This is a genomic window from Psychrobacter sp. UBA6291, from assembly GCF_002439405.1.
In the GTDB taxonomy this organism is placed as follows: domain Bacteria; phylum Pseudomonadota; class Gammaproteobacteria; order Pseudomonadales; family Moraxellaceae; genus Psychrobacter; species Psychrobacter faecalis.
The window spans coordinates 88,038-102,323 of sequence record NZ_DJUD01000041.1 but is presented as its reverse complement, the minus strand read 5'-3'; the positions used below and the strand labels follow the sequence as shown (position 1 = coordinate 102,323).

General features: G+C 44.1%; 11 protein-coding genes. 3 read left to right on the top strand and 8 right to left on the bottom strand.

Features of this window, described 5'->3' with window-relative positions; all coding sequences use genetic code 11:
* Positions 1-72 precede the first annotated feature (72 nt).
* Positions 73-1,920, bottom strand: coding sequence for an ABC transporter ATP-binding protein (locus tag B3R91_RS06925; protein ID WP_193031169.1), 1,848 nt, complete (start codon positions 1,918-1,920; stop codon positions 73-75).
* A gap of 153 nt (positions 1,921-2,073) precedes the next feature.
* Positions 2,074-3,327, bottom strand: coding sequence for a 2-methylaconitate cis-trans isomerase PrpF (gene prpF, locus B3R91_RS06920; protein ID WP_286796954.1), 1,254 nt, complete (start codon positions 3,325-3,327; stop codon positions 2,074-2,076).
* 106 nt (positions 3,328-3,433) lie between these two features.
* On the opposite strand from prpF, the gene B3R91_RS06915 reads away from it, so the two are divergent.
* Both B3R91_RS06915 and B3R91_RS06910 read left to right on the top strand, forming a co-directional pair.
* Positions 3,434-3,655 (top strand): TA system antitoxin ParD family protein, encoded by a 222-nt coding sequence (locus tag B3R91_RS06915; RefSeq protein ID WP_068404729.1) that lies wholly within the window; start codon positions 3,434-3,436, stop codon positions 3,653-3,655.
* 17 nt (positions 3,656-3,672) lie between these two features.
* Positions 3,673-3,963: a type II toxin-antitoxin system RelE/ParE family toxin gene (locus B3R91_RS06910; RefSeq protein ID WP_102076566.1), complete on the top strand. Its 291-nt coding sequence runs from the start codon at positions 3,673-3,675 to the stop codon at positions 3,961-3,963.
* Positions 3,964-4,073: 110 nt separating this feature from the next.
* Here B3R91_RS06910 and acnD read toward each other — a convergent pair whose 3' ends face one another.
* The 5 genes from acnD to B3R91_RS06885 form a co-directional block, all read right to left on the bottom strand.
* Positions 4,074-6,707 (bottom strand): Fe/S-dependent 2-methylisocitrate dehydratase AcnD, encoded by a 2,634-nt coding sequence (acnD, locus tag B3R91_RS06905; protein ID WP_286796963.1) that lies wholly within the window; start codon positions 6,705-6,707, stop codon positions 4,074-4,076.
* 255 nt (positions 6,708-6,962) lie between these two features.
* Positions 6,963-8,090, bottom strand: coding sequence for a bifunctional 2-methylcitrate synthase/citrate synthase (gene prpC, locus B3R91_RS06900; protein WP_286796953.1), 1,128 nt, complete (start codon positions 8,088-8,090; stop codon positions 6,963-6,965).
* Positions 8,091-8,199: 109 nt separating this feature from the next.
* Positions 8,200-9,090: a methylisocitrate lyase gene (prpB, locus tag B3R91_RS06895; RefSeq protein WP_201590738.1), complete on the bottom strand. Its 891-nt coding sequence runs from the start codon at positions 9,088-9,090 to the stop codon at positions 8,200-8,202.
* A 388-nt stretch (positions 9,091-9,478) separates the two neighbouring features.
* A complete protein-coding gene (locus B3R91_RS06890) occupies positions 9,479-10,777 on the bottom strand; it encodes an NRAMP family divalent metal transporter (protein ID WP_286796952.1) in 1,299 nt (432 codons plus the stop codon).
* Between the two features lie 339 nt (positions 10,778-11,116).
* Complete coding sequence (locus B3R91_RS06885) at positions 11,117-12,094, bottom strand: LysR family transcriptional regulator (RefSeq protein WP_286796951.1); 978 nt, start codon at positions 12,092-12,094, stop codon at positions 11,117-11,119.
* Between the two features lie 254 nt (positions 12,095-12,348).
* Here B3R91_RS06885 and B3R91_RS06880 point away from each other — a divergent pair, with 254 nt between their 5' ends.
* Positions 12,349-13,350 (top strand): hypothetical protein, encoded by a 1,002-nt coding sequence (locus tag B3R91_RS06880; RefSeq protein WP_286796950.1) that lies wholly within the window; start codon positions 12,349-12,351, stop codon positions 13,348-13,350.
* Positions 13,351-13,430: 80 nt separating this feature from the next.
* Here the strand turns inward: B3R91_RS06880 and B3R91_RS06875 are convergent, their stop codons facing one another.
* Positions 13,431-14,234 (bottom strand): PaaX family transcriptional regulator C-terminal domain-containing protein, encoded by an 804-nt coding sequence (locus tag B3R91_RS06875; protein WP_286796949.1) that lies wholly within the window; start codon positions 14,232-14,234, stop codon positions 13,431-13,433.
* Between the last annotated feature and the right edge of the window lie 52 nt (positions 14,235-14,286).

The window sequence follows — 14,286 nt, the reverse complement described above, 5'->3', positions numbered from 1 at the left end:
AATAGCTTCTAACGATTTAAAGGGCTTTTATAACGTATTAAAGACTGAGCATTATAACGATTTTGCCCTGCATTAACTATTTAAGGTTTGACTGATTTTATCTAAATTCAAACTATCGGACATGGCATTGAATATCTCATAGTATTTACCGTGATTGGCATAAAGCTCTTCATGCGTGCCAGTCTCCATCACACGGCCATTTTCAATCACCACCAAGTCATCAGCATCAATAATTTGCGAGATATTGTGCGAGACAATAATCACCGTACGGTCTTTTTTAATTAAATCTAGACTGTGCTTAATCTGCTGGGTGGCAATAGCATCAAGACTGGCCGTTGGTTCATCCAAAAATACAATCGGTGGGTTTTTTAAAAACATCCGTGCCAGCGCGATACGCTGCTGCTGACCGCCAGAGAGCAGTTTGGCTTCACTGTCATAACCTTCAGGCATACCAACGACTTGCTCATGAATAGAGGCTTGTTTAGCCGCGTCGATAATCTCCTCATCAGTGGCATCCATCGCCCCGTAACGAATGTTGTCGGCGATCGTCCCTGAGAAAATATGGTTCTTTTGTAGCACCAAGCCGATTTGCTCACGCAAGTCATGGGTGCTGTAGTCCTCTAAATTGCGTCCATCGAGACAAATGGTGCCGCTACTTGGGTCATAGAATTTGACCAATAAATTAATAATCGTGCTTTTACCTGCGCCACTTAATCCGACCAAAGCGGTGATACGATTGGGATGAATATTAAAGCTCACATCATGCAGCGCCTGCTTGCCATTGGGGTAGGAGAAATTAACATCTTTTAGCTCAATATGACCTTTTAAATCGGTACATTTGACTTTGCCTTCGTTTTCAATTGCTTGATCGTCATCCAAGATATCAAAAAAACCTTCGGCATAGGTGAGGGCATTATTAATTTGGTCGTAAATACGGTGCAATTCGCGAATGGGAGCGGCGACGTTTTGAAATAGTAGGATATGGAACATAATCGCGCCAATGGTCATCTGTCCGTTGAGCACAAAATATGAGGTCAAAACAATAATCGCCACCACGCCGATTTGCTCGATAAAGGTTTTGCCAGCGTTATACATAAACGCAATACTGCGAATACGTAGCTGATTGGCGGTCATATCCTTTTGGATGTCCCAGTGCTTACCGGACTCAATCGGCTCGCGCACAAAGGATTTAATCACTGTGATAGAGTCAATAATCGAAATCACCAAGCCGCTTTTGGTCTCGCGGTATTGGCGCATTTGTTTGCGAAACCCTTGCAAACGGTTGGCTTGTTTTTGACTGACAAAAAAGTAAATCGGCACGATAATCAGACCGACCATACCGACCCAAAAATTGGCATTAAACATAATGATTAATGACACGATAGCACTGGCAAACAGCGGCAGCATGTCAATAAAGAAGTTTTGTACCAATTGCGTGAGACTACTGACCCCCAAATCAATGCGGGTTTGCAGCTTACCGCTGGCGTTCTCGTCGCTGGTATAAAACGCCATTTTGTAAGACAAAATACGGTCAACCACCTTTTGTGACAAATCACGCGATAAGTTAATACGAATACGCTCACCAAAATAGCGCTGACCAAAGGTGATGATGACGTTTAGTATCTCTTTCACCAATAAAATCACACTAATGAGCGTCAGTAATTTTATGCCTTCTACCCATGGGTCGGGCAAATCGACAATATTGGTTAAGGTATCAATGGTATATTGCAAGACAAAGGCGTTCACCTGTGCGGTAAATGACCCAAGCACTGTCAATATTAAGGTTAATAAGAAAAGCCCGCGATAGGGTCTGGCAAACTCTCCGAGCCTTTTTAGAATCGACCACAACAAAGCCCCCCGTTCCTTTTTTTTGGTGGGCGGCTTGATGTCTAAAGGAACACGGCGTGGCGGAGTACTCATAGGGTTAAGGCGCTATTTAATTTGATATTGGCATTTATTTACTGCTTATTATTCATAATAATAAGCGACCACCAGTATAAAGACTTTAAGCAGCATCTTAAACCTTGTTACTTTTAAGTTTCTTTTAAGTTCGTTTCCTAAAAATTGTCGTTATTAAAAAGCATCCGCTGGTACAAAAACTTCACCAACCATAATACGGCGAGCAGAGCGGCTCATGGAGACTTTTTTCGCTTGCCAGCGTCCGTTCACGCGTTCGGTTTTACCACCGACGAGTAGCGTTCCTGATGGATGCCCAAAGCGCACTTCACCTAATTCACTACCGCCAGCAGCCTCATTGACCAATGTACCTTGCGTCGTTGCTGCTGCGGCAATCGCCACCGCTGCCGTACCCATCATCGCATGATGTAATTGTCCCATACTCATCGCGCGTACGACCAAATCAATATCTGCTGCATCAACGGCTTTGCCACTGGATGCGCTGTAACTTTGTGCGGCAGCTACCCAAGCAAGTTTTGGCATGTGCTGACTGGTTTGTGCGTCAGACTCATCTTTGAATAATCCCATCGCCACACCGCCACGCGCGCGGATTGCCTCTAACTTAGCTAAGGTTTCGCTACTACTATTGATGTCGCCTTGCAGCTCAGTACCGGTAAAGCCCAAATCCTCGCTTTTCATAAAGATAGTTGGAATACCGGCACTGATAAAGGTAGCTTTGACGCTATCGGTATTTAAACCACAGCCAGACACATCAAAATCATCGATTAGGTTGCCCGTGGGGAACATATCGCTTGATGAATCTACCGGGTCGATAAATTCAATTTTGACCTCAGCGGCAGGGAAGGTCACACCGTCTAATTCAAAATCGCCGGTTTCTTGGACTTGTACCTTGCCTTGTGCATCTAAGTAAACAGGCACATGAGCGATAATGGTTTTACCGATATTCTCTTGCCAAATGCGGACTTCGCAAATGCCACTCTCACTACTGTCATCAATACTATTAGTAACTTTATCAGCATCAACTAAGCCCATATTAAGCGCACAAGCACCAACAGCCGCGGTCAAATTACCACAATTACCTGCCCAATCTATCATAGGTTTGGAGATATTGACTTGTCCAAACAGGTAGTTCACATCGTGATCTGCTTGTTTAGCTTTAGACAAAATCACCGTCTTTGAAGTGCTAGAGCTACCATTTCCCAAGCCGTCAATTTGCTTACCATAAGGGTCGGGGCTGCCAATAACTCGTAATAAAAAGTTATCACGCGACTTACCGGCCACTTGGCAGCGCTCTGGTAAATCAGATAGTTTAAAGAAAGTGCCTTTTGAGGTGCCACCACGCATATAAGTAGCGGAGACAGAGATTTGTGGGGCGAATTTTGGTGTGTTTTCTAAAGTTGATTGGGTCATTTCTTATTCCTTATATCTGTTTATGAGGATGAGAGTCGTTAATACGCTATTTTTGTGGTAAAATGCCACAAGGATTAATATTTTGAATTTGAATATGGAGAAAGTTATGTCCACTGCGAGCATACGTCTTAACAAGGCGCTGGTTGATAAAGCCTATGCGATATCTAAAGCACAACATCGTACCCCGCCAAAGCAAATAGAGCATTGGGCTACCATTGGACAAATTATGGAAGACAACCCTGATCTGTCTTACGAATTTGTTCGTCAGCTTTTGATTGCGCAAGCAGAAGTTGATGCTGGTATGGTTGAACCCTACGAATTTGGATAGTTTATTTTGGATAAACAATGACTCAGTCTTTAAGTATTATTCAATCGCATAGTTTTAAAAAAGCCGTTAAAAAATTGCACAATAATCAGAAAGCTGATTTAGATGATGCTGTACGTGCCATCATTGACCATCCTGATATAGGTGTGCAAAAAGTAGGTGACTTATCGTCCGTACGAATTTATAAGTTTAAAATGCTAAAGCAGTTAACATTATTGGCTTATCAAATCGATGATGGTCAACTTGTCCTTACCTTGTTAATGTTTGGCCCACATGAAAACTTTTATCGGAATGTTAAATTAATACTTTAATGCTCGTTATAAAGCACTAGGCTCATTATTTTTCATATCTAAAGATTAAAAAACCGATGCCGTATAATTTATACAACATCGGCTCTTTGATTACTCAAAATTCATGCGGATTACGCAATATCTAACGTACCATCGATAAACTCTTTGGCAAATCTTTGAAGCATACCGCCAGCATTATACATTTTCACCTCATCAGCGGTATCTAAACGGCAGATAACGGGTGCTTTATCGACGCTACCGTCTTTACGGTGAATCACGAGCGTCATCTCACCACGAGCGGACACTTCACCTTCGATATCGAATATTTCAGTACCATCGATATTTAGGGTATTGCGATTGACCCCTTCTTTAAACTGCAAAGGGAGCGCGCCCATTCCGACCAAGTTTTGACGATGGATACGCTCAAAATCTTCTGCAACCACGACTTCAACCCCTGCCAGACGTACACCTTTGGCAGCCCAGTCGCGGCTTGAGCCTTGACCATAGCCGTCACCGGCGATGATGATCAGCGGTTGCTCGCGGTTCATATAGGTTTCAATCGCTTCCCACATGCGCATGACCTGACCTTCTGGCTCGACTCGGGCTAATGAGCCTTGGATGACTTCACCTTTCTCGTCACGTACCATCTCATTGAGCAATTTAGGGTTGGCAAAGGTCGCACGCTGGGCGGTTAAATGGTCGCCGCGATGGGTGGCATAAGAGTTATAGTCTTCCGCAGGCAGACCCATGGTATCAAGGTACTCGCCAGCGGCCGAATCGCCCAAAATCGCGTTAGACGGTGATAAATGGTCAGTAGTGATATTGTCACCAAGTACCGCCAGTGGACGCATACCTTTTAGCTTATTCATTGCCGCCATTTTGCCTTCCCAATACGGCGGACGACGGATATAAGTGGTCATCTCGCGCCAGTCATAAAGTGGGCTTAGCGCTTTGCCGGTGTCTTTTTTGGCTTCATCAAACATTGGGATATACACGGCATTAAATTGCTCAGGCTTCACGGCTGCCGCGACGATAGCATCAACTTCATCGTCATCAAACCAGATGTCTTTTAAATACACGTCATTGCCATCCGTGTCTTTACCTAATGAGTCTTTTTCGATATCAAAGCGAATGTTACCGGCGATAGCGTAGGCAATCACTAATGGCGGTGACGCTAAAAACGCTTGCTTAGCATACGGGTGGATACGACCATCAAAGTTACGGTTGCCAGATAGTACCGCGGTGGTAAATAGGTCACGGTCGATGATTTCTTGTTGGATATCAGGATCTAGCGCGCCACTCATACCGTTACAGGTAGTACAAGCAAAGCCAACCACGTCAAAGCCAATCTCTTGTAGCTCTGGCATCAGGCCAGCTTCTTCTAGGTACATTTTGACCGTTTTTGAGCCGGGTGCTAAAGATGATTTCACCCAAGGCTTACGCAATAAGCCTTTTTTATTAGCATTACGCGCAACCAGACCAGCAGCAACCATATTGCGCGGGTTAGACGTATTGGTACAGCTGGTAATCGCGGCGATAATCACGGCGCCATCTGGCATTAAGCCATCTTTTGGTTCAGGTAATTTGTCACCTTCACCGTGAGCAATGCCTTTCGCAACCAAGTCTGTGGTTGAAACGCGCGCATGCGGACGCGAAGGACCTGCCATGTTACGAACGACTTTTGATAAATCAAACTCAAGAACGCGTGGATAAATGGCATTTTCCATACCGTCAGCCCACAGACCGGTTTGCTTAGCATACTGCTCAACCAGTTTGATTTGTTCTTCACTACGGCCCGTTAGACGCAAATAATCGATGGTTTGCTCATCGATATAGAACATCGCGGCGGTTGCGCCATATTCTGGGGTCATGTTTGAGATAGACGCACGATCACCAACGCTTAATTGGCGTGCCCCTTCACCGAAGAATTCGATATAAGTAGAGACTACGCCTGCATCACGCAAGAACTCGGTCATTGCCAATACTAAGTCCGTACCAGTAATGCCTTTTTGCAATTTGCCCGTTAACTTAACACCAACATAATCTGGCAGGCGCATATAAGATGGATTACCTAGCATGACGCTTTCGGCTTCAAGCCCGCCAACACCGATTGAAATCACACCTAAAGCATCAACCATCGGCGTGTGGCTATCGGTACCGACCAAGGTATCGGCAAACGCCACTTGTTCACCGGCTTTGTTTTGTACCACTTGCACCACTGGCGACATTTTTTCTAGGTTGATTTGATGCATGATGCCGTTACCAGGCGGTACGACGTTGACGTTATCAAAGGCATACTGACACCAGTTGATAAAGTGAAAACGGTCATCGTTACGGCGCTCTTCGATGGCGCGGTTTTTCTCAAAAGCGTTTTCTTCAAAGCCTGCATGCTCAACGGCTAGTGAATGGTCGACAATAAGCTGAGTCGGTACGATAGGGTTTACTTTTGATGGGTCACCGCCTTGCTCAGCGATGGCATCACGTAGACCTGCCAAGTCGACAAACGCAGTCTGACCTAAAATATCATGGCAAACGACACGGGCAGGGTACCACGGAAAATCGAGGTCTTGCTTGCCTTCAATATGCTGCTTAAGCGCTGCGGTTAAGTCTTCTGGTGGGCAGCGGCGTACCAAGTTTTCACACAATACTTTTGAGCAGAACGGTAGTTTGTCATAGGCGCCAGCTTCGATATTTTCAATCGCTTCACGGGCGTCAAAGTAATACAAGTCTGTGCCAGGTAATGGCTTTTTAAATTGTTCATTCATCGGTTGTACGAGGGCGTTGTCCATAAGTCACCTTTGGCTGTTGGCTGGTTGCAATGAGGCTAAAAAGGGGTAAATTTTTTTAGTAAAAGCGTCAAAATAAAATCAGACTTTGCTAAAAAAACTTTTAAGCATTAATTTTTTAAACATTGAAGGTAGGGATTTGTAGGGCGTGTCTTCAACTGTTTTACTAAAACTGAAGGTGAAGCACACCCTACAAACATATTGTTTTAAGAAACATTATTATTTCAAGACAAATTAACGCGCACTCATCTCTGGTACAGGACGCAATTCTTCACCAGTATATTCCGCACTTGGGCGAATGATACGATTATTGGCACGCTGTTCAAAGACGTGAGCCGCCCAGCCGGTTAGACGCGAGCAGACAAATATTGGCGTGAACAGTTTGGTTGGAATTCCCATAAAGTGATAGGCAGAGGCATGGAAAAAATCGGCGTTACAGAAGAGTTTCTTCTCGCGCCACATCACTTCTTCGCAGCGTACTGATACTTGGTATAGCACCTCATCACCAACGTCAGCGGCCAGTTTTTCCGCCCAACCTTTAATAACGACGTTACGTGGGTCTGATTCGCTATAGATAGCATGACCAAAGCCCATGATTTTGTCTTTACGCGCCAGCATTGCCATCATCTCTTCTTCAGCTTCGTCGGCTGATGTAAAGCCTTCAATCATATCCATCGCTGCTTCATTGGCGCCGCCATGCAAGTGACCACGTAGTGAGCCAATCGCGCCAGTAATACAAGAATGGATGTCTGATAAGGTTGAGGCACAAACGCGCGCGGTAAAGGTTGAGGCGTTAAACTCATGCTCAGCATAAAGAATAAGCGAGACGTTCATCACCTTAGTATGTAGCTCGTTTGGTTTGTCACCTTTAAGCAGATGTAAGAAATGACCGCCAATCGTATCGTCATCGGTTTCGGTTTCGATACGCACATTGTCGTGGGTAAAGCGGTACCAGTAATTGATGATTGATGGGAATACCGCCAGCATGCGGTCGGTTTTATCGTTCTGTTGTGAGAAGTCAGTTTCCATCTCAAGGTTACCAAGCATCGAGCAACCGGTACGCAGTACATCCATCGGATGCGCTTGTGCTGGGATACGCTCAAGGACGTCTTTTAATGCTTGCGGTAAACCACGCATTTTTTTGAGTTTGGCTTGATAAGCATCAAGCTCGCTTTGGGTTGGCAAGTTGCCATAAAGTAGCAAATAAGCCACTTCTTCAAAGACGCATTTATCGGCCAATTCTGACACATCATAACCACGATAAGTCAGACCTGAGCCTGATTTACCGACCGTCGATAGTGCTGTCTTGCCAGCGACCTGACCACGTAGACCGGCGCCTGAAAGTTCTTTCTGTGCTGCCATGCTTAAATTCCTTTTGTTGGTAGCTCTTTTTGAGTTAAAAAATAAAGATGACTAAAAGTGAATAAGCAAAACCAAAGATAGATGATTTTGCTTATGGTTGACTTAATGCTTATTTACTATTGGCAAACAACTTATCTAGCGTTTGCTCAAACTCATGATAGTTTAAGAAGTCATAAAGCTCCATACGCGTTTGCATGGTATCGACGACTTTTTCTTGCGTGCCATCATCAAGCAGATGCTGATAAACGTTTAATGCCGCTTTATTCATCGCACGAAACGCTGACAATGGATAAAGTACCATATCAACCCCAACCGCATATAACTGTTCGGTAGTATAAAGGTCGGTTTGACCAAACTCAGTCATATTGGCAAGGACTGGAATATCGAGTACATCGGTAAACTTACGGTACATCTCGATATCCGTCAATGCTTCTGCAAAAATCATGTCAGCACCAGCTTCTTGGAAAGCAACCGCGCGCTCAACCGCTGCATCAAGACCTTCAACAGATAGTGCGTCTGTACGAGCCATGACCACAAAGTCTTTATCCGTTTTGGCATCAAGCGCCGCTTTTAGGCGATCAACCATCTCAGAGATACTCACGATTTCTTTATTTGGACGATGACCACAGCGTTTTTGCGCAACTTGGTCTTCGATATGTACCGCTGCAACGCCTGCTTTTTCCATTTTCTTAATCGTTTGAGCGATATTAAATGCCCCACCAAAACCGGTGTCGATATCGACCAATAACGGCGTATCCACCGCATCGGTAATACGGCGCGCATCTTCTAAGACGTTATCAAGGCTGGTCATACCCAAATCAGGCAGACCAAATGAGGCATTGGCCACGCCAGCACCAGAGAGGTATAACGCTTGATGACCGACTTGGGTTGCCATCATCGCCGTATAAGCATTAATCGCACCGGCAATCTGTAGTGGTTGGTTATTATCGTTTTTTTGTTTCATTGCACTGCGAAAGCGAGCGCCAGCTGATGAGGTCATGTCGTAGTCCTTACGTGGAGGGATAATCTTATCGATATGATGAAGAAGGATGAGATTGTTGTGCTTGATTATACCCAATTATCCATGACTGCAAAGCGGTGTTTCTCAAGCTTATATTAAATTTACTTTAAACAGTGATTACTTATATTAAATATATTCAATTGTAGAATAGTAATATCCATTTTTTAAACCTTTATCATAATAGTTATTCATATTACTAAAGTCGTCATCTTTACCATATTAATTAATTTACATTTAGTTACAAATAGCTGGGTTTTTTGTCAGTCAACTCTTAAAAAAAATAATCACTTAACAATAAAAAGCCCTCATAGCAGGGCTAAAAGGGCTTTTTTTACTTCTATCATAAAATCTTAATGGTAAATATTGTTTAACCAATAAATCCTGCAAGGTTAGCAAGGAACAAGAGCGCAAAACCTGCCAAGAATATCAGTCCTGCAATGGATAAAGCGTTCATACCCATTGATAGTTTTTTATGGTTTTTAACCAATGAATAATTAAGCCAACCAAAAATAGGCGCCGAGACAAACGCCGATATCATCGCAAACTTAAGCATTACCCCTAATTGTCCGGTAAAGAAAGTGATAATCACCAATCCGCCACCAATCGCATAAGTGGTCCAAAAAGCGATTTGTTTTTTATTAATCTCACTTTGACCTTTAATCAAACGCCAGCATTCGGCATTGGCGCGGCCGTAACCATCAGCGCAGGTAATCGTGGTGCCAAACATGCACATAAAGGCGACGAAGGCGACCAGTAGGCGTGACCATTCGCCAATGGTGGCGGTATACATGTTAATCAGCTGATTGATATAAGCGCCGCCGACCAGTTCAATCTCTTGACCCGAGCCATATTGTACGAACACACCTAACGCTAAGAAAAACAGGGCTAAAATAGCCGACACTGCGTAACCAACGTTAAAGTCTAACAAACCTTGGCGGTGAGTGGTGTTGTCGGTTTTTCTTTTGGCTGACGTCCACATCGAGGTAATCGCTGCAAACTCAAGTGGCGCTGGCATCCAGCCCATCAACGCGACAATAAAGCCCAAGGTCGCAAGATTCCAAGGAGATGCGGCGACAAAATCTGTCACCATAACAGTTGGCTTGCCAGCGGCAATGACCACCGCGGCGACCGTTGCTGTGGTCAGGGCAATCATAATCCACTTGGTCACGCCATCGAGCAGCTTATAGTGACCAGCAATCAAGAAGAACCATGATACTGCTACGATAATCATCGACAAGCTCATGGTTGAGAGCTGCAGTGAGGCGGGCAGCATAAAGCCTAAGATAACCGCTGCAATTAGGGACACCGCACCCGTACTAATCACCGCTGATAGGATGGAGAGAATAAAGTAAATCCAAAGATAGGCCCTTGAGCGTTTGGCATAGCCTGCGATTAAACTCTCGCCCGTATCATAAACATAATCGGTGCCGAAGCGAAAAAACGGATACTTAAAGACGTTGGCTAAAATAATCATAATCGCCAGCTGCCAGCCATATAGCGCGCCCGCCTGCGTCGATGAAATCAGATGCGAGCCACCGATAGCAGCAGTCGCCATTAAGATACCGGGGCCAAAAATCCGCCAGCTAAATCCTTCTTGCTGGGGAACAGCGTGCCCAGTTGCGCCATCGTCGGTGGCGCTTGGAGTGTTGAGTGGTTGTGTGGTCATGAATACCTCGAAATGGTTAAAACGGCAAAACATCACTTACCTGTGTCAGTTTGCCAGTGATCATGAGAGAAATGGTTTATACGATATATATAGCAGTTAAACTATAAATATAAAACGATTCATCTTGTATCGACTTTAGCATACTGCTGCTGAGCAAGATAAGGATTATTTTAATTATTATTACTAATAGTTTGCATACCTATTCTTGATGGTTAGCATGATAGTTTATGAATATCAAGGGTTAGCGCCAATTTTTTTGCCGGTTCTTTATACCACAATATGCTGCCGATAGCTGCCATTTCGCACGATTTAAAGCGCTTCGACGTACTTTAATACTCTTTACCCTTGCGAGGTAAAACTTTGCTTGCGATAAGTGATACCGCGGCGCTCATAGACTTGATAAATCGCGCTAAGTAAGTCGGGGATTTTTGGATGGATAAAGTCTTTAAGGGTATGCAGGTAGATAGGAGAGGTGGCATTTTCATGCAATAGGCGACGATAGACGATCTGCTCGGTACGCACCGTTTTTAGGCTGGCAGGGACTAAAGTAATGCCTTCGCCCGCGGCAACCAAACCGAGCGCCACTTGTAAATCACTGACGGTGGTGGTCATAAATGGCGAGATACCATATTGGGCAAATAGATGCAGCAAAGGCTCAGTCACCGGCTCAAAAGAAGGCTGATCTTTAGAAGACTTAATAGGTATCGCGGTCGTCGAAATAGGCAGATGGGTTTGATGGTATAAAATCAAGCGGTTATTTGCCAAGTCAATCAGACGCTGCTCATCGCTATCGGCGAGCGGATGTGCTTTAGGCAGTGCTACCAGATAACGCTCATGCCGCAATAGTATTTGCTGAATCCACGGATCTTGATGCGCAAAACGCCCAAAGCCAATATCAATATCACCGCTTTTTAAGGCGTGAATTTGCTGATAGGAACTGATGTCCTTGAGATTGACCTCAATATCAGGATGAGACTGCTTTAGCTTGGCGATAACCTCAGGTAATAGCCCGTACAGCACCGATGGTACAAAGCCAATATTTAAAGCCGCACTTGGCGCCGATAAGCGCTGGGTCATACTGGTGACGGTATCAATCTCTGTCAGAATGGTGCTGATTTTATCGTAAAAAAACGCGCCCGCTTCGGTCAAGTGCAGTGGTCTATGATAGCGGTCGATTAACTCTACCCCCATGTCTGTTTCAAGTTGCTTGAGCAACCGGCTAAGCGTCGGCTGTGACAACCCCGTCTTGCTAGTAGCGGCGCTAAAGCTTTTAAGATCAGCGATAGCGATAAAGGCATTGAGCTGTTTTAGATCCATATGATGATACTCACCTGTTTATGACGCTCATTTAATCAGATATGTTAGCTATTTTATGTAAATAGCAGCGACCCAGCTAAAATTATACTTGAAGGATAGGGAGTGACACACTATATTGTGTGGCAACGATAGTGTTACAATTTAGCAAACAATTGATGTAAATTAGTTATATAGATAAAACGTAAAAAATCATTTATACCTTAATTTTAGCAATCATCTAATTTTTGTGGCATTCACTGTTCTGGTATCTCTTCATGAGCGACAAAAAAAGCAAGAAAAGCACTGATCTAGAGGCAAATTTGGCTAAAATCGCTAATGCTAAGCCGCGTAGACGCTCGCGTAAAAACGATATCTATGAGCGCTTTATCACGCGTGTCGAAAATGTGGACAGCAATGACAATGAAGATGGCGAACAAGCCAGTAGTATTAGCGGCAACGGCAACGGCAGGCTCGCACCGCTAAAAAACGCTGATAAACTGTCCTCATACGAGCCTTTGAGCGCAGCAGAGCTAGAATTGTTCGCCAGCCAGCAAGAGGATTTTCAACCAGAGAGCAGCCTACAGCGAACGAGCAGTAAAAGTACCGGCGTTCATTTGAATTTCTTTGATGAAGATGAGCGTCTAGAGGTAAGTGGTACAGCAAGCAATGAAGCTGACTTACCTCATGATGCTATGGTAAAAGAAAAAGCCTCCTTTTCCAGTACAGACTCTTTAGATGATGCCAAGCACATTTCTAAAAACCATTCTAAAAACGATGAAAACATTCAAGATCATGATTCTAAAAGTACTAATGAGAACATAGATAACGACGGTTTGGTAGTACAAAGTCCAACCGCATTTACCCTCTCAAAAAATAAAAAGCTGGCAAGTAGCAAAAAACCGCTCATTATTGGCATGATAGTTGGCTCATTATTAATTGCTGCGGTGGTATTGGCGCTTATTTTTACGGGTATCTTATCAACGTCAACCACAGCACCTGAACCTAAATCTAAGGTGGCAGCGTCTGATAACGCTGGCACGCCAAACAGTAGTAATAACAGCGATAATAATACCGTAAAAACTTCGAATGATGCTGGTAATCAACAGCCTGTAGATACTCAGCCTCAGGTAGTAAATACCGACAACAAAGACACTAATCGTAAACCAGCCGCCGCTATCGATGATTCAGAAAATGAATCGGCATCTGAGTCAGCCATTACATACGAGGACTTTAGAGAAGAGTCGCAAAGTACCTTGTATCGTGAGACCAACGATTAAGCTGTGATAATAATGATTTTGAGCAACGAGCTTGTGTTTTGATACCGTTTATCTGTTAATTCTTACGCTCATCCTAAAAATCATTGCACAATCTTCACCGTATTTGCCGCAAAAAACGCTAACCATAGACGGCGGCCTTCATCATTAAAGCGCCGTACCGTATCAAAACACTGTTGCCGTGCCGTCTCATCTACTAAAGGCGCAGGTAATAATGGGTCAAATATCACACTGCGGATAGCGGCATCGCCAAGCATAAATACCTCGCGCAAAGCCGTATCCGCGCTCAAATTATCCTTATTCGCTAACCATTCATTCAATTGAGCAGACATCTCTTTATAGTGTGTTACCAATTGCATATCTGACCACAGCGCCAAAGCCTTTTCTTGTCTTAACGCATCAAAATCACCAGCCTTAAAGATGATGGCTTCTTCGTCTAATCCCAAATTTAATAGACGTTTGCGCACGCCATTTATACCGCTGTGTAGATTATTTGGGCGTATATATAGTCCTTTATCCAGCTGGCGAAATCCTAATAAGGATAAAGCGCGGTCACGAGCGCGGAGTATTTTGCGATCGCTGCGCGGCAAACCACCTGTTGCTACTGCTATCCACGAACCGTCTGATTTCATAGTTTTTGTATTGGACGTATGCCATGAAGCCACATCATCGCCTAGTTTTTGTGCTTTAGGGCCTAATCGATAAGTCGCAGGTGCGATTGCCTCAGCGAGCTCTGATTGGACTAAGCGTGCCATAGTGACACGAATGCTGTTTTCTGTGATACCAAATACCGTGCCTGCCAAAATAGCTTCACTAATATTAAGAGTATGGTTATCCGCTACCGTCAACAAGCGCATAATGAGCAGACGGGGACTAGGGTTATTCATATTACATTCCTTGACGAAATAAACAGTATGATGTAATACTAAGCGTTTTAAA